The organism is Lachnoclostridium sp. An181 (genome assembly GCF_002160325.1).
Taxonomy (GTDB): Bacteria; Bacillota; Clostridia; order Lachnospirales; family Lachnospiraceae; genus An181.
The window spans coordinates 1-23,818 of sequence record NZ_NFKJ01000008.1 but is presented as its reverse complement, the minus strand read 5'-3'; the positions used below and the strand labels follow the sequence as shown (position 1 = coordinate 23,818).

Genomic DNA, 23,818 nt, shown 5'->3' with positions numbered 1-23,818 from the left:
CCTATTTCTTTGCAAGATTTGCCTGCACTCTTCTGTACAATTCTTCCGCCGCGTTGTAGCCCATCTGTTTCTGTCTGTGGTTGACAGACGCTGACTCTACAATGATAGCCAGATTTCTTCCTGGGCGGATCGGTATATTATGACATACGACTTTGTTTCCAAGGAATTCTGTGTACTCCTCCGACAGGCCAAGACGGTCATATTCTCTTTCTTTGTCCCACTCTTCCAGCGTGATCACCAGATCAATGGTCTGGGTTTCCTTAACGCTCTGCACACCGAACAAAGTCTTTACATCAACAATTCCGATGCCCCTAAGCTCGATCAGATGCCTTGTGATATCCGGTGCTGTTCCAACCAAAGTGTCATCGCTGACTTTTCGTATTTCCACCACATCGTCCGTCACAAGACGGTGACCGCGCTTGATAAGCTCAAGAGCCGCCTCACTCTTTCCGATTCCACTCTCGCCCATGATCAGCACTCCGACACCGTAAACATCTACCAATACCCCGTGAATAGAAATGCATGGGGCAAGCTCTACATTCAGCCACCGGATGATCTCCGCCAAAAACGCGGAAGTTGGTTTCTCTGTCTGGAAAATCGGAATATTTCTCTCCACTGCTTTTTTCAGAAGGATTTCATCCGGCTGCATACTTCTGCTGAAAATAATGCACGGAATCCCATATGAAAGAAGTTTATCGTACATCTTTTCCTTTTTCTCCTGCTGCATTCTTTGAAGAAATGCATATTCCACATATCCGATAATCTGTACACGGTCTGATTCAAAGTGCTCAAAAAATCCGGTCAGCTGCAAAGCCGGCCTGTTGATGTCCGGCACCTGAATCTGTTTGTCTTCCAAGTCAATTTCAGGCGTCATGTTCTTTAAATTCATTTTTTCCACAAGTTTTTTCATTGCTACGCCATCTGCACAGTTCATAACCTGTCCTCCTTTACTGCTCCAATATGCAATGCACATACTGCATTTATTATAACATCAATGAAAATAATTGTATACTTCATTGGCAGATTTTTCATTCATTGTCGGCAGTTTTTTCAGGTCTTCCACACTTGCATTTTTGATTTCCTCCAGGCTTTTGAAGTTCCGCATCAAGTCTTTCCTTCTTGCAGGCCCAACGCCTTTGATTTCCTCCAGGACAGACCGAACTTGACCCTCGCCCCGGAGTTTTCTGTGATACTCGATTGCGAACCGGTGTGCCTCATCCTGTATTCTTGTGATAAGCCGAAAGCCTTCGGAGGTACGCTCGATCGGTATCTCTTTATTCTCGTAGTACAGCCCCCTTGTTCTGTGGCTGTCATCCTTTACCATACCGCACACCGGAATCTGCAGTTTCAGATTATCCAATACTTTTTTGGCAATATTGACCTGACCTTTCCCTCCGTCCATCATGATAAGGTCCGGAAATACATTGAAATGTCCGTTTTTCTCTCCTTCTTCTCTCTCCCTTAGTCCATGGGAAAATCTTCTTGTGAGCACTTCCTCCATACTCGCATAGTCGTCCGGCCCCTGCACGCTTTTGATTTTAAACTTGCGGTAATCGTTCCTCTTTGGCTTTCCGTTCTCATACACGATCATAGATCCCACTGACTCAAATCCATTTGTGTTGGAGATGTCGTACGCCTCCATTCTCTTGATTCCCTCAATCCCCAGGAGTTTCCCTATCTCCTTGACCGCTCCGATAGTGCGTCCTTCCTCCCTTTTTAATCTTTCCTTGTCCGTGTTGAGGACAATGGCTGCATTTTTCTGAGCAAGCTCTACAAGTTTTTCTTTTTCCCCCTTTTTGGGAATCACAATGGACACTTTATGTCCTCTTTTTTTGCCAAGCCATTCCTCCAAAAGGTCCCTGTCGTCCACCTCTAAAGGCAGCATGATCTGCGCCGGAATATATGGGGTTCCCGCATAAAACTGCTTGATAAAATTTGTCAGGATCTCCCTTTTATCATCTCCGTTCTGGCGCCGCATATAAAAATGGTCCCGGCCAATGAGTCTTCCTCCGCGGATAAAAAACACCTGCACCACTGCGTCTTCCCGGTCCATGGCCAGAGCAAGTACATCCCGGTCCTCTCCGCTGCTGTTTGTGATTTTTTGTTTCTGGGCAATCTGGCGCACACTGTTCAAAAGCTCTCTGTACTCGATCGCTTTTTCATATTCCATTGCCTCGGATGCTGCCATCATATTCTCCTCCAGATCCTTTAAAATTCCGTCATAATTCCCGTTAAGAAAATGGAGTACTTCCTGGACAGACTCCTGATATTTTTCCTGCGAAATATATCCTTGGCACGGGGCATAGCACTGCTTGATATGGTAATTCAGACATGGTCTTTCCTTTCCGATATCCCTTGGAAGATTCCGGCTGCAATTGCGGATATGGTACAGTTTTCGGATCAGATCAATGGTATCTTTCACTGCCCCGGCGCTTGTATATGGTCCAAAATATTTTGCTTTGTCCTTTACCATCCTTCTTGCCATCATGACTCTCGGATAGGCCTCGCCAACTGTGACTTTGATAAACGGATATGTCTTGTCATCCATGAGCATGGTGTTGTATTTTGGTCTGTGCTCTTTGATCAGATTACACTCCAAAACAAGCGCTTCAAGCTCAGAATCAGTCACAATGTATTCAAACCTCTGAATATGTGTCACCATCTGCTCAATCTTTACACCTTTATTCCTGCTGGACTGGAAATACTGTCTGACACGATTTTTTAAGCTTACGGCTTTTCCCACATAGATAATTTCATCTTTTTCATCGTGCATCAGATATACTCCCGGCTTTGCGGGAAGTTTTTTCAATTCTTCTTCAATATCAAAATATTCCATCGTTTTCCCTCTGTCTTTTCCTGTGCATCTTGCATACATAAAAGGACACTGCATGAAACCAATCTGCAGTGCCCTTTGTTTTATTCGCAGCTTATAAGATAAATACCAAACACGCTTTTTATTGTTGCTGTGATGGATTTTCGGTTTCCAAAAGCTCCTATTCTTCTCCTGCCTGCTGCTCCCCGGAGGCGGCAGATTCTTCCGGAGCAGTTTCACTCATCGGAACCGGTTTCATCTCAATCCTTTTTTCCTTCTCTTCTTCATCCGGATCGATCCCTTTCACTTCGCGGAAAATCTTCATGAATTCTTTTCCGGTGATCGTCTCCTTCTCAATGAGGAATGCGGCAATTTTATCCAGCGCCTCCCTGTTTTCACTTAACAGACGTTTTGCCTCCTCATAGGCGTTCTTTAACATCTTCATGACTTCTTTGTCAATCTCAGCTGCTGTGTCAGGTCCGCAGTTTTGCACTGGTCTGCCGTCCAGATACCGGCTCTGAATGGATTCCAGTCCGATAAGGCCGAACTTTTCGGACATTCCGTACTGCGTGATCATAGCCCTTGCCACGGACGTCGCTTTTTCAATATCATTGGATGCCCCTGTTGTGACCGTGTCAAATACGATCTCTTCAGCCGCACGCCCTGCCAAAAGTCCCACAAGCATTGCCTCAAGCTCTTTTTTCGTATTCAGGAACTTCTCTTCCTCAGGTGTCTGCATCACATAACCAAGTGCCCCCATGGTCCTTGGAACAATGGTAATCTTCTGCACCGGCTCGGAATCTTTTTGAAGTGCGCTCACAAGCGCATGTCCCACCTCATGGTAGGAGACAATTCTTCTCTCCTCCATACTCATGATGCGGTCCTTCTTTTCCTTTCCGACAAGTACCACTTCCACTGCCTCAAACAAATCTGCCTGGGAGACCACGTTTCTCCCATGTTTTACTGCTGTGATAGCTGCTTCGTTGATCATATTGGCAAGCTCTGAGCCCACAGCTCCGGATGTAGCCAGTGCAATTGCCTCCAAATCCACGGTCTCATCCATCTTTACATCTTTTGCGTGTACTTTCAAAATCGCGATACGTCCCTTTAGATCCGGTCTGTCCACGATGATCCGCCTGTCAAAACGTCCAGGTCTTAAAAGCGCCGGGTCCAAAATCTCAGGTCGGTTTGTCGCTCCCAGAAGGAGAAGACCTTTGCTTGTATCAAAACCGTCCATCTCTGCCAGAAGCTGGTTGAGTGTCTGTTCTCTCTCGTCATTACCTCCCAGTGTGCTGTCCCTGCTCTTCCCTATGGCGTCAATCTCATCTATAAAGACAATGCAAGGTGCCATGGATTGCGCCTGCTTGAACAGATCACGCACTCTGGATGCTCCCACGCCGACATACATCTCCACAAATGCGGAACCGGAAAGGGAAAAGAACGGTACCTTGGCCTCCCCCGCAACCGCCTTTGCCAGCAGAGTCTTACCGGTTCCCGGAGGTCCCACAAGCAGCGCGCCTTTCGGAAGTTTTGCGCCAATACCCGTATATTTCCCCGGATTGTGAAGAAAATCAACGACTTCCTGTAAAGACTCTTTTGCTTCATCCTCGCCTGCCACATCTTTAAATGTAACGCCGGTCTCTTTTTCCACATACATCTTTGCATTGCTCTTTCCAACGCCCATCATGCCGCCGCCCTGAGACATCCTCTTCATTGCAAAGCAGAATACAAAGAATATCAAAGCAAACGGAATGACCACGCTCACGAGCAGATTGAGGATAATGGCAGATGTGGAGTCCGGAATTTTCTGTCCATATTCAACCCCTGCTTTATAAAGTCTGTCGGAGAGTGTATCGTCTTTGACGATCCCCGTATAATAGGTAACTTTATTCCGTTTGTTTCTCGCTATCTGTTTCTCATCATTCGTATACTGCAGGTTTCCTTTCCTGTCCAGCCAGGCATTGTCCTTCAGCTGAATCTCCATTTTCTGGGTGTCAAGCTGAACTTTATCCACAAAGCCTTCATCCACCAGACTCAAAAACTTGCTGTATGTAATTTCCTGGTACTGGCTGTCCTGCCTAAACTGGTATAAAAGAAGGACAACCAATGCTGTGAGGAGTGCTGTCGCAATGACTGCTCCCCATCCTTGACGGTTCTTCCGCTTTGGATCTTTATTGTTATTATTGTTATTCAACTGGTTGTTACTCATTATATCCTCCTCAATTTGAATCACTACCTATCTTATTATAAGTAGGGAAAAAGTATAAATCAATAAAAAGATTGTGAAAATCTACCCACAAAATCTTAAAGCTTTCTAAAGAATGTCTGTCATTTTTCCTCTAGCCATTCACTTCTATTTTGTAGTATACTGGTTGGTATGATGTTTATACTAAAAATATAAAAAGAAAAAGGAAGAGAGGTTCATATGAAAATAGGGTTTGATAACGAAAAATACTTAAAGACACAGTCCGCCCACATCCGCGAAAGAATCAATCAGTTTGACAACAAACTGTATCTGGAGTTTGGAGGAAAGCTTTTCGATGATTTCCACGCTTCCAGAGTTCTTCCTGGATTTGAGCCTGACAGCAAGCTACGGATGCTGCTTCAGCTGGCGGACCAGGCGGAAATCGTGATCGTCATCAGCGCAGGAGATATCGAAAAAAACAAAGTGCGCGGTGATCTTGGAATTACCTACGACTCAGACGTTTTGCGCCTGATCGATGTCTTCACAGAAAAAGGTCTGTTTGTGGGCAGCGTGGTCATCACGCAGTATACCGGTCAAAACAGCGCCAACCTGTTTAAATCCCGACTGGAAAAGCTGGGTGTGAAAGTGTACATCCACTACTCCATCGAAGGATATCCTTCCAATATTCCGCTCATTGTCAGCGATGACGGATACGGAAAAAACGACTACATTGAGACAAGCAGGCCGCTTGTCATCATCACTGCTCCTGGTCCTGGAAGCGGAAAGATGGCGACCTGCCTGTCACAGCTCTATCATGAGCATAAACGTGGAATACGTGCCGGATACGCAAAATTCGAAACATTCCCGATTTGGAATATCCCTCTCAAGCATCCTGTCAACCTTGCCTACGAGGCAGCCACCGCAGATTTGAATGATGTCAACATGATCGACCCATTCCATCTGGAGGCATACGGAAAGACAACGGTCAACTACAACCGTGATGTAGAAATCTTCCCTGTTCTCAACGCTATTTTTGAGCGCATTTACGGTGAGAGTCCATACAAGTCTCCGACCGATATGGGGGTCAACATGGCAGGAAACTGTATTGTGGACGATGAGGCATGCCGGGAGGCATCCAAGCAGGAGATCATCCGGAGATACTATACATCCCTTGACAATCTGGCTGAGGGCACAGCTACAGAGGATGAGGCATTCAAGATTGAACTTTTGATGAAACAGGCCAACATCAGTACCTCTGACCGCGCAGTTGTGGGCGCTGCTCTTGAGTATGCAAAAGAAACTGATGGTCCTGCTGCTGCCATGGAGCTTGACGACGGACGTATCATTCGCGGAAAGACTTCCAATCTTCTTGGAGCATCCGCAGCCCTTGTACTGAACGCTTTAAAAGAGCTTGCAGGACTTGACCACAAACTGCATGTCATCTCTCCGGAGGCCATTGAGCCGATCCAGAAATTAAAGGTAGATTATCTGGGAAGCCATAACCCAAGACTTCACACGGATGAGGTACTCATCGCGCTTTCCATGAGTGCCGCTACAAGCCCTGCTGCACAGAAAGCACTGGAGCAGATTCCTAAACTGAAGGGCTGCCAGGTTCACACTTCTGTCATGCTTTCAGATGTGGATGTTAAAATCTTTAAAAAACTCGGTGTTCAGCTGACAAGTGAAGCTAAATACGAAAACAAAAATATTTATCATTAGAAAAAAGGTGTTTCGAGGTACGATTTTGAAACCTCGAAACACCTTTTCTATATTGATCATGCGGACGCTTTCTCAAACTGAGAATTGTATAGTTCTGCGTAAAATCCGCCTTTTGCAAGTAATTCTTCGTGATTTCCCTGCTCCACGATATCCCCGTCTTTCATGACAAGGATCATATCCGCATCCCGGATAGTGGAAAGCCTGTGAGCGATCACAAAACTTGTTCTTCCCTTCATCAGATTGTCCATGGCCTTTTGGATCCTCTCCTCTGTTCTCGTATCTACAGAGCTTGTCGCCTCATCCAGGATCAGGATCTTCGGGTCCGCAAGTATTGCTCTTGCGATCGTCAAAAGCTGTTTCTGTCCTTGTGACACGTTGCTGGCCTCCTCGTTGAGCTCCATGTCGTATCCTCCAGGAAGAGTCTGAATAAACCGGTGTGCATGGGCAGCCTTAGCTGCAGCCACTATCTCCTCATCCGTTGCATCCAGTTTTCCGTAGCTTAAATTTTCCTTGATCGTTCCATGGAACAGCCACGTATCCTGCAGAACCATACCAAACATCTTGCGCAGCTCTCCTCTGTCAAAGTCCCGGATATCATGCCCGTCAATTTTGATGGCACCGCTGTTCACATCATAAAATCTCATCAATAATTTTATCATAGTCGTTTTTCCGGCGCCTGTCGGCCCTACAATGGCAATCTTCTGCCCTTCTTTTACCTTGGCAGAGAAGTCATTGATAATGATTTTATCCGGCGTGTATCCAAAATGTACATGTTCAAATGTCACATTTCCTTCCAGTCCTTCTATAGATACCGGATTTTCCACGGTCTGGTCTTCTTCTTCCTCTTCCAGAAATTCAAACACACGCTCCGATGCTGCGGCTGTGGACTGCAGAAGGTTTGCCACCTGCGCAATCTGCTGGATCGGCTGTGTAAAGTTCCTTACATACTGGATAAAAGACTGGATATCTCCGACTTCAATCGTATTTTTAATGGCCAGATATCCTCCCAGAATGGTAACACCTACATATCCTAAATTTCCCACAAACTGCATGATCGGCATCATCATACCGGAAAAAAACTGGGATTTCCACGCTGACTGATACAGAACATCATTCTTCTCATTGAATTCCCTGATGACTTCTTCTTCCTTGTTGAATGCCTTTACAATATTGTGTCCACCGTAGATTTCCTCCACCTGTCCGTTCACATGGCCCAGGTATTCCTGCTGGTTGCGGAAATATTTCTGAGAGCGTTTGATCACCATGGAGATCAGCCCCATGGAAATCGGAAGGATCAAAAGAGCCACAACTGTCATCAGAGGACTGATACTGAGCATCATGATCAGCACCCCGATAATGGTCGTCACAGAGGTGATCAGCTGTGTTGCACTCTGATTCAAACTTTGACTGAGCGTATCCACATCATTTGTGATGCGGGATAGAATTTCCCCATGTGTCCTCGTATCAAAATAATTCATCGGCATACGGTCGATCTTCTCGGAAAGCTCTTTTCTGAACTTGTACGTCAGTTTCTGTGTGATTCCTGTCATGATGAAACCTTGTATGAAAGAAAATGCTGCACTGATAAGATACAGACCAAGAAGAAAGATAAGGATCCTTCCAATCTTCTCAAAATCAATTCCGGCTCCGCCTGACACTTTTCCGACCAATCCTGTAAAAATCTCTGTTGTGGCTTTTCCAAGTATCTTTGGACCGACAATGTTGAACACGGTTCCTCCGATCGCAAACAACACGACAAAGACAAGGCCGATCTTATAATTGCCAAGGTATTTCAAAAGTTTCCGTATAGTCCCCTTGAAATCTTTTGCCTTTTCGCCCGTGCCCATCCCGGCTCCTGCTCCAAATCCATGATTTCGTCCTCGATGTGCCATCTTTACTCCTCCTTTCCTTTCTCCATGTCATTTTTCAGCTCTTCCTCGGAAAGCTGAGAAAGTGCGATTTGTCTATACACTTCACAGTTATTCAAAAGCTCCCTGTGAGTACCGATTCCGGCAACTTTTCCTTCATCCAGAACAATGATCTGTTCTGCGTGCAGGATCGTACTGATACGTTGTGCCACAAGGATCACCGTACTGTTTGCGGTGTGCTCTTTTAACTCTTTTCGAAGTGTCACATCTGTCTTATAGTCAAGAGCAGAAAAGCTGTCATCAAAAATAAAGACATCCGGATGTTTTGCGATAGCTCTTGCAATGGACAGCCTCTGTTTCTGCCCTCCGGAGACATTGGCGCCGCCCTGTGAAATGTATTCCTCATACTTGGCTGGTTTTGTCTCAATGAACTCCGTTGCCTGAGCGATCTTTGCCGCCTCTTCCATCTCTTCCTTTGTCCCGTTCTGGTTTCCGTAAAGGATATTGCTCTCTATGGTACCGGAAAAGAGCACTCCTTTTTGCGGCACATATCCAAGCCTTTCTCTCAGATCATGCTGGCTGATGTCCCGGATATCCTTTCCATCCAGTGTGATCTTTCCTTGCGTGACATCGTAAAATCTTGGTATCAGATTAACGAGCGTAGATTTCCCGCTTCCGGTACTTCCGATGACTGCGGTTGTCTCCCCTGGCCTTGCTGCAAAAGAAATATCGTGGAGCACATTCTCCTCAGCCCCTGGATACCGGAAGGAGACATGGTCAAAGACAAGAATGCCCTTCTCATTTCCTTCAAATTTTTCCGGGCGTTCCGGATCCCCGATCGCAGTCTTGCTGTCCAGCACTTCGCGCACACGGTCCGCTGCAACAGCGGCCCTTGGCAGCATAACAGAAATCATACAGATCATAAGGAATGCCATGATAATCTGCATTGTATACTGGATAAATGCCATCATATCCCCAACCTGCATCTGTCCTTTGTCAATTCCATGCGCACCTGTCCACACGATCAAAACAGATATTCCGTTCATGATCAGCATCATGACCGGCATCATGAATGTCATAGCACGGTTTACGAAAAGATTTGTCTTCATCAGATTTTTATTTGCCGAATCAAAACGCTCTTCTTCGTGTTTTTCTCTGTGGAAGGCACGGATGACCGGAAGTCCTGTCAATATTTCGCGAGATACCAGGTTCAGCTTGTCGACCAGTGTCTGCAATATCTTGAATTTTGGCATCACGCATGCAAAGAGAACAAGTACAACCATAATGATCAGCCCCACTGCCACTGCCAGAATCCATGACATATCCACATTGGTGTTGAATACTTTATACACTCCGCCAAGACCTAAAATCGGGGCGTACAGTACCATTCTCAAAAGCATAACGGAAAGCAGCTGGATCTGCTGGATATCATTCGTGCTTCTTGTGATCAAAGATGCGGTGGAAAACTTATCGAACTCTGCATTGGAAAATCCGACAACCTTTGTGAAAACATTTTTTCTGATATCGCGGCCTGCGGATGCAGCAACTTTGGATGCCATAAACCCTACTGTGATGCTCGCTGCCATTCCCAGAAATGCCAGTGCCAGCATCTTGGCACCTGTCTTTAAAATGTACATCGTCTGTATATGGTCTGTATCCAGATCCAAATTCCGGTAAACTTGCTTGATATACACTGTGGCTGCCTGTTCCACCATAGTATCCGGCATATCAGACATCTCCTCCGTCATTCCGGAAGTCATCTGGTCTTTTGCCTCTTCCGGCATCATTTTCAAAATCTCGAAGATATCTGCATCCCCCGACACCGCTCCTCTTGGCATTGCCTGCAAAAGTCCCTCTTTTATCTGCCTGCTCTGCTCACTGTCGGAGGAAAGACTCTCCACCAAAAGCATTGGTTTCCCCAGTACACCGGAAAGTTCATCCATTGTCTTTTCATTCTTTTCTGCATCTTCTTTTAAAACATAAGCATCTTCTTTATAAGTTTCACTGTCTTTTTTATAGTTCTCCAAAACCGTGTTTTGTCCGTCTTCATCCACAAACAATAACAAATTTTCCATGTCCTTCACGGAAATCTGCTCTGGTATGGACGTATCGATCCCGCCCTGCTGAATTCCTACATTGACAATATCCGATGTGTAGGACGGCAAAGACAAGTCACAGAATGCCTGAACAAACAAAACAACAAGGATTCCGACCACTGCCCCTGCGTACGGTTTCAGAAATCTGAATAAATTCCGCATATTCTACTCCTCCTAAAAATTTTTATAATTGCCTAACCTTGCGGAAGTTCCGCCAATCTCTTTGTCATTCACAAGATTATCCCTCATCTGCACAAGCAGCCGTTTCATCAAAAGTATCTCCTCCCTGCTCATGTTTTTACACATGATCTTCTCCATCCTGCTTGCGACCTCTTTGATGTGCACCACACATGCACTTCCTTTTTCCGTCTTCTGGATCCTTATAATCCTCTGGTCATGAAAATCCGCCTTCCGCGTAATATAGCCCTGATGCTCCATCTTTTTCAGCGCAACGGTGATGGAAGGCGGTTTCACTCCAAGTTTATCCGCAATTTCTTTCTGAGAAAGATTATCATATTTTTCCAAAAGGAACAGCACCCCTGCCTGCCCTGGTTTCAGCTTATACTCCTCCAGCATCTTCATAGATTTTTGTACGGACAGATGCATCAGCTGCTGCAGCAACTGTACCGGATTTTCGTCCATGTACTCACCTCCATTTAGTTAGATATCTAACAGATATATTATTAACTTTCACCTAATTAGTCAATAATAACTTTAATATTTTACACTTTCATAATATTTTTTCACAAAAAATTTATTAAACATCTAACTTTCTTCACTTTGTTTGCATACTGCCAGGAGGACTTTTGTTCTATAGGTGGTCCAAAGGAATTTCCGATAGAATAACAACAAAAAAGACGCCAATTGGCGCCTTTTTATTCTTGAAACGTCACTTTCAGCCGGTAATCCTGCCTCATCCTGCACTCCTTTAAGGTCAGTTTTATCTTATGTCTGCGCAGGACCTGACAAATCTCCCGAAAGGTTTTCAGAATCGTATCTTCACATTTCATATTTTTCCAATACTGTCTACAGTAGGAAAAACTCTTCTGTTTCATCATCTGAGCGGTCTTGGGCCGGATATTGTATGCCTTCACTTTGGCATAGTCCAAAAACACAAACTCATTTAAATCCCCTCCCGTTGAACCATTGTTCAGTTCATTCGGAAGTTTTCTCAGCCGTTCTTTTGATGATTCTATGCAGTCGTAAATTGCCTTTGTCTCCTCTTTTGTCAGCTTAAAAATATGCATGGTGTCCATTTCCTCGCCGAACAGATAATCACAGCAGCGAAGATTTCCATTCCCGTACAATGTGACGGAAAATCCTCCACGTTCGCCCCGGATCCCCACGGCAGGGCTCATCTGATAGGAAAACACAATATGTTCTCTGCGCAATTCTTCAAACTTCATTACCCCTTACGACTCCCTTATCCGTATTATTCCTTGATGAACTGAAACGGATTCTCAAACACCTTCTGTGCAGCCACCACACCTGCACCGATCAAAATCGGATTATACTCCAGATCATTCATCTTAATCTGCGTCTTCTCCCAAATGACAGGGCGGATATGCTCCTTCACCTTATTGTTGACAACTCTCCTCATCAGCTGGGATTCCACTTCCGCCAGCGCATCTCCAATGATGACATACTCCGGATTCAGCTGATTGATGATATTCACCACACCAATGGCCAAAAATTCACATGCCATCCGATACTCCTCCAGCGCAAGCTTATCGCCGCAGCGGACTGCATTTTTAAAGTCCTCAAAGGAACATCCTGATTTTAACATGGTGTATTCCCCGTTTGCAATCCTCTTCTGCACTTTTTCCATGACTGCGATCGTGGAACAATATTTTTCAAGACATCCCCTGTTCCCGCATTCACATTTTGGCCCTTCAAAATTAATACTTGTATGGCCGATCTCGCCTGCCAGCCCCATATTGCCCTTCAAAAGCTCGCCTTTGGATATAATTCCGCAGCCAACTCCTTGTCCTGCTATGATGTAAATGATATCGTTCTTGTAAAGCTCCTCCTCCCGGAACCAAAGCTGTGCGTAAGCGCCACAGTTCGCATCATTTTCCACATAAACCGGGATATCAAATTCTTCTTTCATATCCTTTGCCAGCATCACTCCGTCCCAGCCAATCAAATTTGTGATGTAGAGAACCTCCCCGTCCTCCACCCGGTACGGACCCGGGACCGCAATTCCGATTGCCAGCACATCCGTGTGTTTATATTCCTCCAGCATCTGTCTGCTTTTCTGCTTGATATCTTCCATAGTCTCATGAGCATTCTGTCTGGCATCCAGATAATATTTGCGCTCCTCGTACACTTCCCCGGAAAGTCCCATGATCCCAATACTGTAATACTGTCTTGTGATCATGATCCCAAGAATTCTGTATTTTTCTCCATTGATCCTGATACCGATACAGCGCCTTCCTTTTTCGCCCTCTAAAATACCATCCTCTATAACATAATCATGTTGAATAAAATCATTGATAATATTTGTGATCGTAGCTCTCTTAAGTCCTGTCAGTTTTGCCAGCTCCGCTCTGGAGCACAGTCTTTTTTTCCGCAGTAAATTCATGACCAGTGTGCGGTTCATCTGCTGCTGCTTTTCCTGATTTACACTTTCAAACTTTTCTTTCATTAGAAGCCCTGCCTTTCTGTTTCCTCTTACTCCCCAAGCTTTCATCTGTCGATATCTTTTCTATCATATAATGTAAGCTTGGAAAAGTCAAACCGCTTTCCATTTACCCCTTGTGAGATTAACTGAATTAACTTAAATTTAACATTTCTACCATTATAAAGTCAAGCATAAGCAGTATATTTGACAAATAATCACATTTTTCTAATGCTTATTCTATATATTTTACACATAAAACACGACGGACTATACAAAATAGACCGTCGCGTTTCCAACTTTTCTATAAATTTACTCTATCTTTTCCTTTTTCCTGCCATCACAGCACCTGCCAGAGCCAGGAGGGCAAATACAAAAGGTACCGCTGCTCCGTTATCGCCTGTCTTAGCTGATTTTTGAACGTTTGTGGCCGTATTCCCTTTTTCTGCATTTTGGACTGCTGCATCCGTACTGCCTGCTTTCTGTTGATCTGATTTCTGCTCTCCTGCTGATGCAGCTTTTTCTGCATTTTTCTCAAGTCCGTCAACAGATGCCTGCAGCATTTTCACGCTTTCATCCACTTCTTCCTGGGTTGTTTCTGTGGATGCAAGCACTTCTGCTGCCTTGGCAAATGCCTTTTCAAATCTTTCCCGGCTTTCTTTTGTGTACAAGGACAGTTCTATTGTTTCCGCCTTGTTCACCAATTCTTCCAGGGCACTCTTATCCGGGATCAGCCTAAGCCCTGCCATTGCCTCCAAAAGCCCTCTCCACGCCTCGTCAATTTCGTCCTGAAGAGCATTTTCATCTGCTGCTGTCTCACCGGCTGTCTCATATTCTTTTTCAAATACAGCATAGGTGGATGGAATATAGTTGTCCTTTCTTTCTGCAATGTCTTTTGCAAGCTCCAGGACCTTCATAAGGTCTTGTTTATCACCTTTGAATTCCAGATACTGTGCTGCTTTCAAAAGCTCTTCCACGGCTTTATCAATCTGCGCCTGCGTTACATTTCCATCCGGATTCTTGGTATTCTCCAAAATCTCTTTTGCATTCTGGAGTGCTTTTTCAAATCTTTCTTTTACAACCGGAATTACACCGTCCAATTGTCCTTCTTCTTTCATTTCCTCTGCCAGCTGGATCATATACTCCAGTACTGCTGTGCGGAGTTTTTCCTCCACAGGTGTTTCCTTATGGACAATTTTTGCGTCCGCCCATACTGCATGGTCATTGGAATCCGGCCCGTTTGTCTCTGTCACAAGTGATACCGTCTTTGCTCCTGTGATGTCCACTTCCACTGGTACAGATGTCTTGAATGTAATGCCGTCCGCTCTAAAGACTTCTTTTCCGTCCACCTTTACAATAAAGTTGACATTTCCATTACCGCTTTGCTCCATACCGATTCCGGCAACTGCCTTAAATGTTGTGGCATCCATCCCCTCTACATTGAATGTCACGTCAGACGGTGCATGGGAACCGACTCCTTTTTCAAACGGAGTCTGTACCCCGTCCACCCAAACACCGAGGCCGTTTCCGCATGTACACTGATCTCTCATATTTGCACTGTAACCGGATTCATCCACAAGCCATTCCATGTCACTTACATAAATCTCATCCTTGATCTCAAATACGATCGTATAGGTCTTTTCAATTCCATATGGCGAAACTGCTTTGACAGTAGCTGTATAACCGTTTTCTTCTGTCGGCTGTACTACTTCCACTTCTGTCCCCTCAGAAACCGGAACGCCTTCTACCTTTGGCATCACAAGCTCTTCCTTATTTAAAATCTGGTAGGTGTACTCTGTTTTGGATGGAGTAAATCCTTCCAGGGAAATTCCGCCGATCTTGATATCAGCTACCGGCATTGTAGAGTCCACATTCTGATTTCCTGTCTTCATTCTCTTTGCCACAAACTCTTCTTCATTGGCACACTCCGCTGTGATCGGGGAAATGCGGAAGGTGTGTGTATAAGTCTGTCCCGGATCAAGGATATACCGTGCAAGTGGTCCCGGTCCGCAGCTTGCATTTCCAAGTCCTCTCTGTGCATAATCCACAGTGACAATTGTATCTTCTGTTCTTGGAACCTGATATGGGTGTCCAAAATTTTTCCAAACCTGATTGATATCCGCTGCATCATAGTGCAAAGCGCTTGTCTCCATTGTATCTTTTGCTGAGATCATGATACCTTTTCCGCTTGTTCCTTCTGTAAGGGCTGTCCATCTGACGTCCGTTCGGTTTCCATATTCCTGAGGTCTTGTAAACTTCGCCCCCTCAGACATCTCCTCCACCGTACTGCGATAAACGCCGATCTTGGATCCGGTATGTCGGTCAATATAGTTGTCATGCGGTCCTCTTCCATAATAGGTTACATCCTGATATTTGTCAGGAACCGTCATTTTCATACCAACTCTCGCAATTTCACCAACTGCTTCATTTGCTGCAGGAGTGAACGTATTTGTCACCACGATATCACCGTTCGCGTAAATAATATAATCCATACTGTTTGGTGAATCCAGGGTTGAGATCGTTCCCTCTACATGGATACTGATCACTTTTTCTTTTTCATCCACTTCAAATGCAGCTACTTCAAAGTTTTCGGCTGCATCTCTCATTGCGTCCGTAAAATTCGGGTCATTGCTCACTCTTGCCCGGAAATAATTTGGTTTCGGCCCTTCTGTGAGCAGAGTCTCTCCATTCACGGTATACTCTGTCATATATCCTGTTGCCTTGTCAAACACCACTGTGAAGGTATCCTCTCCTTGTGTACCGGAAACGGTATAAAGATTTTCTTCCTCTTGTGCCATGATCTGCGCATCATCTGAAACTTCAATAGCTGGCTGAGCTTTGTCTGCTGTGTCTTTTAACTCCAATTGCTCAAAGGCGATTTCATCACCTGCATGTCCAGAGTAATCCCCTGCCCATTTCTGGTCTTCTTTTAAAGCAACGCTCATTTCCAGAATATAGTCAGATCCTCCTGTTACCTGCAGATCTTCCGGAAATCCTTCCAAAACAACTTCTTTCTGCTCGTAAGGTGCTATATTTTTCTGTTCTTCACTTAACGCACCTTCTGCCAGGACCTGATCATCCTCCAGAAGTTTCCATGTAATATCATATTCCGAAAGAGATGTCGCCAAAAATTCATTGACAACTCTTACTTTTCCATCCTTTGCCTCTCCGTCATCGTAGAAGGACACTTCCTGATGCACCTTCTTTACTTCATAGAGTTCAGGTGACGGAGTCCTGTCCGCATACATAAGACCGTTTCCGCAGAAATCGTTGTCTGTTACAGTCTCTCCCCAGTCTCCGCCGTATCCAAAATAGGTGCCTTCCCTGTAGTCTGTACCTTCTTCTTTTGTCTGATCAGCAGTAAAGTCCATTCCATATACAAGCTCATCTGCACCTGGCTCATAGAAACCATCCTCATAAGCTTTGGCAACTTCTTCTTTTGTCATCGCATGCCTCAATACCTGCACACTATCGATCAGCCCCTGGAAACCTCTTCCATTATATTGAGGATCATCCCCGATTCCGATCTGATAACCGGAAGTATCCACTGGAGTGCTCTTTTGAATATCTTTGGATGCAAGCTCCTCTCCGTCCAGATACAAAGTATATTTTCCATCCTTATAGGTGCCCGCAAGATATATCCATTGTCCAAGTTTGTCTTCCGGAAAATCAGCGGTCAGGGTTCCTTGGGACCAGCCATCCACGAAAAATTCAATTTTGTTTCCCGCCTTACTGATCTTTAGGTTATAGCTGTTATCGCCTTTTGAGATAATTGCCTGGTCTGTTCCGTTTAATCTGTCCAACCGTACCCATGCCGCCAAAGTCAGCTCATCACTGTTTGCATTGAGATCATCTGACTGAGGGATAAATACATGTCCGTCCAGTGCTTTTCCCTGGTTTTCTCTTCCGTCCGTAAGTTCTCCTTTTACTTCAGAGTAACTTCCATCCGGATTCTTCACATAATAGGTTGTCACATTTTCAATCTTTGTCTCAATAGACTGATCGATCCAGTCCCATATAAATCCACCCTGGGCATTGTCATATTCGCGGAATACATCCCAGTACTCTTTGAAGTTTCCAAGTCCGTTTCCCATGGAGTGTGCATACTCAGACTGAATGTACGGCGCCTTGTTTGCTGTATTCGCCACATGGCTTTCCACACTGGAGACACCCCAGTACTGGGAGGAATAAATGTCCACAATGGATTCTTCTCTGTTCCCCTTTGTATAACGGTTATCTCTTTCGTATTTCCTAAGCCTTGAAGGGTCTCTCTCAAGAATCCATGTTGTGGAATTGTAGAAACAATAGTTCTCATCCATGGCATGCGTAGAATAGGTGGCCTCGTTTCCAAGTGACCATATAATGACGGATGCATGGTTTTTGTCCCTCTCCACCAGATTCTTTGTGCGGTCCATCACAGAATTGTTCCAAAGAGACTCTCCTGATGGAATGTCAGCTCCTCCCTCAAATGAACCTTTGTGAGATTCAATGTTTGCCTCATCGCATATGTAAAGTCCAAGCTCATCTGCCAGTGCATATGTGTAAGGATTATTCGGATAATGCGCTGTTCGGATAGCGTTAACATTGAACTGTTTCATAGTCTTTAAATCTGTGGCAATGTCTTCCCTTGAAATTGCACGTCCATCCTGCAGGTCAGACTCATGACGGTTTACACCTCGGATCATCAGTTTCTGCCCATTGATCTGTGCCTGCTCCTGTCCAGCCTCATTGATATCCACTTTTGAGATTTCTCTGAAACCAATCCTTTGACATGCAGTCTCAATAACATTTCCATTTTCATCTTTTAATTGGATCAAAAGCCGGTAAAGATTCGGTGTGTCTGCAAACCATTTCTTTGGATTTTCCACCAATTTTGATCCGGATCCAGTCTGCCCTTTGTCATCTGCCTTTTCCTGCGGTGTTGTTTTGCCCGCTGCCACATCAATGTCAAATCTCAAAGGCTCTTCCCAGACTGCCTTCTCTTCTTCCTGCTCATAGAGCTGTGCTTCTATAGTGTATTTTCCTGATACTTCTGGATTTAAACTTCTTACACTTGCCTCCAGATTCAATGTAGCATCCTCATATTTCTCATCCAAATCTGTTGTGACAAAGAAATCCCTAAGTTCCACATCATCCTTGGAATACAGATAAACGTCCCTGAAAATACCGCTTAAACGGATAAAATCCTGATTTTCCAGATAACTTCCCGTGGACCATCGGTACACTTCCACTGCGATCGTATTCTCCCCTTCCTTTAAATACGGGGTAATATTGAACTCATCCACAGTGTAGCTGTCCTCTGCATATCCTACCTTTTGTCCGTTAATGTAGAGATAGAAGGCAGACTCCACTCCCTGGAATGACACAAAAACATCTCTCCCATCCCAATCTTCCGGCACAGTGAATGTACGCTTATACTGTCCCACTGTATTCTTCACAGTCGGCGCTACCGGCCGGTTTTGTCCATTCGTATGGTACTCCACGGTTTCATAGTTTGCCCATGGATATGTCTGGTTTGTGTATATCGGAGTATCATACTTGAAATCTCCGTTCTCATCTTTCTGCGTCTGGATATTTGATGGAACCTCGATATCGTCCCACTCGCTTGTATCCCAATTTTCCTGATACTCCTTTGCATCCTCTCCAAAAACCTGCTTTTCTCTGTCCGCCGGTTTTTCTGCATATTTAAATTTCCATGTTCCATTCAGGCTCTGATAGTAGGCGGAATCTCTCTCATCCTTGTCGTCCAGCGCAGTCTTTTCATATTCAAGAGCTTTCTCGGCAGACTCATACGGCATAAAGGTCGCATGTGCAGGCTCTCTGTTGACTTCCACTGTGGAAATCTGATCATACCATTCTTCTCCGGCAAACTGGTTGTCCGCAGCGTACGCGCGGATACCGCCTGCAATCGTAAGAACCGGAGAGCACAACAATGTCCCTGTTATCATAAAGGCTGCTATTTGTTTTCTCTTCATCCTACCTTTCCTCCTTTTTACTTTTTTCACTGAAAACTGTGCATTTTATTTATTATGCATAATTTTTATCTATTCAAGAAGATTATATCATTAATTTTGACTATTTTTCTTCTAAGTTCCGGCATAAATTTTTTACTTTCTTATACAATCGGGCATAAAAACAGAGCGGACATATTGTCCGCTCTGCCTATCATAAATTTATTATTTTGATTAGCTGTTTATCTTTTCTTTCTGAGCACTGCACCAGCTGCTGCCACAAATCCCATTGCTACCAATGCTGCCAATGCTGCTGTGTTTGTGGTATCGCCTGTCTTGGCAGATTTTTCTGTACTTGTCGTTGTTTTATCTGTTATTGACGTATTGCTGTTTGTAGCTGCTTTATCTGTAGAGGATGGTCCTGCTGCATTTGCCACTGATTTATTGTCCTTGTTCTGCTCTGCTGTTGTGGTCTGCGCTTTTGCAACCAAACCGTCCACTGCATCCTGAAGATTGGTCACTGCTGCCGCAACTTCCTCTTCTGTTGCCTGGTCATCTGCATATACTGCCTGTGCCTGTGCGAGTGCTGTCGTCATTGCACTGTAGCTTGCTGCGTCGTATGCCTCTTCGTTTAATCCGGCTACGCTTGCAATCAATGCTTCCAAGGCTTCCTTATCTGGTTTTATTCTCAGATTGCTCATTGCTGTCAAAAGAGCCTGCCATGCCGCATCTACATCATCCTGGTCTGCCACTTCATCTGCCAGAACTTCGTTTGCTTTTGCCAACGCTGCTGTAAATCCGTCCTGTCCTTCTTCCAGATATTTTTCAAGATCGATCAGGTTTGCTGCTGCGATCACTTTCTCCAAATCTGTCTTATCCGCCTGTTTGAAAGATAAATACTGCATCATTGTGATGATGTCTTTCCAGCTCTGATCAACCATTGCCTGTGTGACTGTCGGGTCTTCAGCCTGTGCTCTTTCCAGTATATCTTTTCCGTTTTCAACTGCTGCGTTAAATCTGTCAAGAACTGCACTGATGACACCTTCTGTGTCCGCATTTGCTGCCAGTTCCAGTGCATATTCCAAAACTGCTGTGGAAACCACTTTGTCCTGAACAGTGATATCGGATTTTTCTACTGCATTGTATAAATCTGTGCCTACATGTTCTGTAAATGCACCGATCTGTACATCGACATCATTCTCGATTCCCATTTTTTCAAACTGTGTAGAGTCTAAGATTACATTCAAAATATTTCTTGTTGCCTTCTGAAGATCTCCAAGTGGCAATGTATTGTTTTCTGCATAGTCGCCAATGTAGTTTACATATGTTTTGATTCCGCTTGCATCCTGTCTTGTAGTAATGTAAGCAGTCCCTTCGTTGATTTTGTCCATTACTTTTTCATTGACTCCTTCTGCAGTTACTTCTGTTTTGATTTCTGTCTGTCCTTCCGGACTTAAAACAAAATCATTCCAGTTTTCTGTTGAGCCGCCCCATCCCTGAGTAACTGTTACATATCCATCCTCTGCAAATGTCGGAGCTACATCCTCTACTGCCTGTCTGATGGAAACTGAGGATCCGCCTGGCATGATCAGATCATTTCCTGCGTGCATGGAGTTTACTGGTGTGGACTGTCCGCCGCCCCAATCTGTCATAATAAGACCATTGAATCCCCATTCTCCTCTTGGGATATCTGTGCAAAGATCATAATCGTCTGCTCCCGGCCATCCGTTGTTTAGATTATAACAGGTCATTATTCCCATCGGGTTTGACGCTTTAACTGCAATCTCAAAACCTTTGAGATAGATTTCTCTGAAGGCTCTCTCAGTAATCGTATTGTTTACTGCATTACGGTTATCCTCCTGATTGTTTGCCGCAAAATGTTTCAAAGTCACACCGATTCCAGGGTAACTTTGTACGCCTGAAGTCACAGATGCTGCTGTCATTCCGGCTACCAATGGATCTTCTGAGTAATACTCAAAGTTACGTCCGCAAAGTGGATTTCTGTGGATGTTCATACCTGGCGCCAGCCACATTGTAACACCCATTTCTGTCATCTCCTCACCAACCGCTTTACCAAACTGTTCTGCCACCTCTTTATCCCAGCTTTGTGCGATCAGTGTGCCGATCGGGAATGCTGTACAATACTGGTAATACGTTGTTCCGTTTTCTTCATACTGCTGTGTAATACGGATACCCGCAGGTCCGTCTGCAAGCACGATATTTGGAATTTTTCTCGTCTCATAGTAGTTGCTTGTCGTCTCTCCAGCTGCTCCTTCTACAGAGTTTGCCTGTGCCCCGATAACTGGTTCAGAACTTCCGCCCCAGCCGACTCCCTCTACAATATAGGACATCTCTTCTGGACTCAGACTAGCGAGGAATTCTTCCATGCTCACTGTTCCCTGATATACATCCAGAAGTGTCGGATTGTCTTTCGTTTTTTCAACTGTCTGTATTTTCTCCTCATATTTTTCAATCTTTAAAGAAGGACTTGTATTATTCCTTCCATCCGGTTCTTTTGTATATCTTGGAAATGCATCCTGATCTACTGCCTCGTAATCACTGTCCTCGTACACATAAGATATGATGCTCTCGTCATCATATTCAGACGCATTATTTACAGACTGAACGTCTGCTGCTGAAATTGTAAACCTGTCAGCCGCTGCAATCTCTTCTTCCTCACCTTCATAGGAATATGGCGTTATCCCTTCCTTGGAAAGTATTTCAATCTCTTCATCCTGAATCCTCTGATTGCTCAGCTGCTCTGTTGTAGTTGTTTCATCCAGCGTGATCACTGCCTCAGCAGATGTATTTCTGGAACTGTTTCCTACTCTGACTACATAATCTCCCGCTTCCATGATATAAGCTGCTTTTTCCATGGAGTAAGAAGACATCTCTGTTGTCTTGTATGTCAATGTCAGTGTCTGGGATGCTCCAGGTGCCAATTCATCGGTCTTTCCATATGCTGCCAGTTCCTGATATGGTTTTTCCAGCTCTCCATCTGGCGCTGAGAAATAAACTTCCACAACTTCTTTTCCGGAATAAGTATTGCCCACATTGGTAACTTTGACTGTAACCGCTACATTTTCTGCATCTGCTTTTACATCTGTAACTTCCATGTCAAAGTCTGTATAAGATTTTCCATATCCAAATTCGTATTTAGGTGTTACATTGAAAGTATCAAAGTAACGGTATCCTACATAAATATCATCCGTATAATCTTCCTGGTCAGTTTTTCCGTCTACAGAGCCAAAAGTTTCGGATGATGCATAATCTTCAAAGTTTTCTGCCCATGTATCTGTCAATTTTCCGGAAGGTGTCACTTCGCCGTTCAATACTTTGACAACAGCATCTCCACCTCTCATACCTGCCTGTGACATCAGGAACAAGGAATCCAGTCCCTCTGTTTCATCAAAGAAATTTGTATCAATGATTCCGCCAACATTTAAAACCACAATTGAATTTTTAAAGTTTGCCGCCATTTTCTGGATATTGGCCTTTTCAATGTCCGTCAGATAATAATCTCCGGCCTCTGCTTTTCGGTCACTGCCTTCACCTGAATTGCGGGCAATCACATAAACTGCAGTATCGGTTCCGTTCGCCTTTGCAGCCTCAATCTGCGCATCTGTCACCTCTGTATCCGGAACTTTCGGGGACCCCCACATTCCGCCGCTGCTGCCGGATGTCTCTTCATCATAGACATTTTTGTATTCATTCAGCCAATCTTCTGATGTCACATTGTAACCTGCATTTTTAAATCCGTCCCAAACATTGGTTACATACCTTTCATTGACATCACCCGAACCAGTGCCACCTTTTACCGTTGCATAAGCTCCTCCTCCAAACAGAGCAATATTGCCTTTTTTGGCCAACGGGAGCGCGTGATTCTCGTTTTCCAGAAGTACCATTCCCTGTGTTGCCAGGTTCATGGACAGTTCCGCGTTTCTTGTTTCACGTTCAGACACTTCATCTGTCGTTGTTTTTGCCATTACCGGCATTGCTCCTGATGTTGCCGCCAACACCATTGCCATAGACGCTGCAACCGCTCGCCTGTGTTTCTTCTTCATACAAACACCTCCTCTTTTTATTCATTTTGCACATATATTGTATATGTACAACCTGTTCTTTGTTTATACAATATATCTGTTCATCCAATTAGTCAATGATTTTCTTTTGTTTCTGCAAATAAATGTGCAAAATCATTATTTTTTAATACTATTTTTGTGCATTTTCACATTTCATTTTTTACTTTGAACTTCTTTAAAATTTCAGGTATTTTTTTAATATAAATAAAGAGCCCGTAAACAAAACGAACTCTCTATCATGTCTAAATATCTTCCCACAAGAACCCTTTACTCTATTTCCCACTGTCAGGGCATGTCAAGGCTTTCATCTATTAAAATACGCTCATGGCGTACAAACACAAAAAAGCCCGGAACACTTTTCCGAACTCTTCTTACTAAGGTTCATGCACCTTCAAAACCACATACAAGGGATAGTTCCTTTCTCTCCATCCATTTCCCACTTCTTCCAGCTCTCCTTGGTTATGCCCTCGACCGATTAGTAACAG

The 23,818-nt window shown here is 44.4% G+C and carries 11 protein-coding genes; 1 reads left to right on the top strand and 10 read right to left on the bottom strand.

Going from position 1 to position 23,818, the window contains the following annotated elements; all coding sequences use genetic code 11:
• Position 1: 1 nt before the first annotated feature.
• The 3 genes from hprK to ftsH form a co-directional block, all read right to left on the bottom strand.
• Entirely contained in the window at positions 2-934 is a 933-nt protein-coding gene (gene hprK / locus B5F18_RS06640; protein ID WP_087156895.1) for an HPr(Ser) kinase/phosphatase, read from the bottom strand.
• A 57-nt stretch (positions 935-991) separates the two neighbouring features.
• Positions 992-2,836, bottom strand: coding sequence for an excinuclease ABC subunit UvrC (gene uvrC, locus B5F18_RS06635; protein ID WP_087156967.1), 1,845 nt, complete (start codon positions 2,834-2,836; stop codon positions 992-994).
• 157 nt (positions 2,837-2,993) lie between these two features.
• Positions 2,994-5,021 (bottom strand): ATP-dependent zinc metalloprotease FtsH, encoded by a 2,028-nt coding sequence (ftsH, locus tag B5F18_RS06630; protein ID WP_087156894.1) that lies wholly within the window; start codon positions 5,019-5,021, stop codon positions 2,994-2,996.
• 216 nt (positions 5,022-5,237) lie between these two features.
• Here ftsH and B5F18_RS06625 point away from each other — a divergent pair, with 216 nt between their 5' ends.
• The gene (locus tag B5F18_RS06625) at positions 5,238-6,716 is read left to right on the top strand and encodes a DUF1846 domain-containing protein (RefSeq protein ID WP_087156893.1); all 1,479 of its coding nucleotides are present in this window, start codon (positions 5,238-5,240) and stop codon (positions 6,714-6,716) included.
• 56 nt (positions 6,717-6,772) lie between these two features.
• Here the strand turns inward: B5F18_RS06625 and B5F18_RS06620 are convergent, their stop codons facing one another.
• The 7 genes from B5F18_RS06620 to B5F18_RS06590 all read right to left on the bottom strand — a co-directional run bounded on the left by B5F18_RS06620 (position 6,773) and on the right by B5F18_RS06590 (position 23,315).
• Entirely contained in the window at positions 6,773-8,608 is a 1,836-nt protein-coding gene (locus B5F18_RS06620) for an ABC transporter ATP-binding protein (protein ID WP_087156892.1), read from the bottom strand.
• Between the two features lie 2 nt (positions 8,609-8,610).
• A complete protein-coding gene (locus tag B5F18_RS06615) occupies positions 8,611-10,842 on the bottom strand; it encodes an ABC transporter ATP-binding protein (protein WP_087156891.1) in 2,232 nt (743 codons plus the stop codon).
• Positions 10,843-10,854: 12 nt separating this feature from the next.
• On the bottom strand, positions 10,855-11,322 hold the full coding sequence (locus tag B5F18_RS06610) for a MarR family winged helix-turn-helix transcriptional regulator (protein WP_087156890.1): 468 nt from the start codon (positions 11,320-11,322) through the stop codon (positions 10,855-10,857).
• A gap of 233 nt (positions 11,323-11,555) precedes the next feature.
• A complete protein-coding gene (locus tag B5F18_RS06605) occupies positions 11,556-12,086 on the bottom strand; it encodes a hypothetical protein (protein ID WP_087156889.1) in 531 nt (176 codons plus the stop codon).
• 26 nt (positions 12,087-12,112) lie between these two features.
• The gene (locus B5F18_RS06600; RefSeq protein ID WP_162607555.1) at positions 12,113-13,327 is read right to left on the bottom strand and encodes an ROK family transcriptional regulator; all 1,215 of its coding nucleotides are present in this window, start codon (positions 13,325-13,327) and stop codon (positions 12,113-12,115) included.
• Between the two features lie 290 nt (positions 13,328-13,617).
• The gene (locus B5F18_RS06595; protein ID WP_087156887.1) at positions 13,618-19,275 is read right to left on the bottom strand and encodes a glycoside hydrolase family 2 TIM barrel-domain containing protein; all 5,658 of its coding nucleotides are present in this window, start codon (positions 19,273-19,275) and stop codon (positions 13,618-13,620) included.
• A gap of 218 nt (positions 19,276-19,493) precedes the next feature.
• Positions 19,494-23,315 (bottom strand): glycoside hydrolase family 3 protein, encoded by a 3,822-nt coding sequence (locus B5F18_RS06590; protein ID WP_087156886.1) that lies wholly within the window; start codon positions 23,313-23,315, stop codon positions 19,494-19,496.
• Between the last annotated feature and the right edge of the window lie 503 nt (positions 23,316-23,818).

Coding starts and splice junctions, on each gene's coding strand:
- B5F18_RS06595 (WP_087156887.1), bottom strand. CDS start 19,275: ATGAAGAGAAAACAAATAGCAGCCTTTATGATAACAGGGACATTGTTG.
- B5F18_RS06590 (WP_087156886.1), bottom strand. CDS start 23,315: ATGAAGAAGAAACACAGGCGAGCGGTTGCAGCGTCTATGGCAATGGTG.
- ftsH (WP_087156894.1), bottom strand. CDS start 5,021: ATGAGTAACAACCAGTTGAATAACAATAATAACAATAAAGATCCAAAG.
- B5F18_RS06615 (WP_087156891.1), bottom strand. CDS start 10,842: ATGCGGAATTTATTCAGATTTCTGAAACCGTACGCAGGGGCAGTGGTC.
- uvrC (WP_087156967.1), bottom strand. CDS start 2,836: ATGGAATATTTTGATATTGAAGAAGAATTGAAAAAACTTCCCGCAAAG.
- B5F18_RS06620 (WP_087156892.1), bottom strand. CDS start 8,608: ATGGCACATCGAGGACGAAATCATGGATTTGGAGCAGGAGCCGGGATG.
- hprK (WP_087156895.1), bottom strand. CDS start 934: ATGAACTGTGCAGATGGCGTAGCAATGAAAAAACTTGTGGAAAAAATG.
- B5F18_RS06600 (WP_162607555.1), bottom strand. CDS start 13,327: ATGAAAGAAAAGTTTGAAAGTGTAAATCAGGAAAAGCAGCAGCAGATG.
- B5F18_RS06605 (WP_087156889.1), bottom strand. CDS start 12,086: ATGAAGTTTGAAGAATTGCGCAGAGAACATATTGTGTTTTCCTATCAG.
- B5F18_RS06610 (WP_087156890.1), bottom strand. CDS start 11,322: ATGGACGAAAATCCGGTACAGTTGCTGCAGCAGCTGATGCATCTGTCC.
- B5F18_RS06625 (WP_087156893.1), top strand. CDS start 5,238: ATGAAAATAGGGTTTGATAACGAAAAATACTTAAAGACACAGTCCGCC.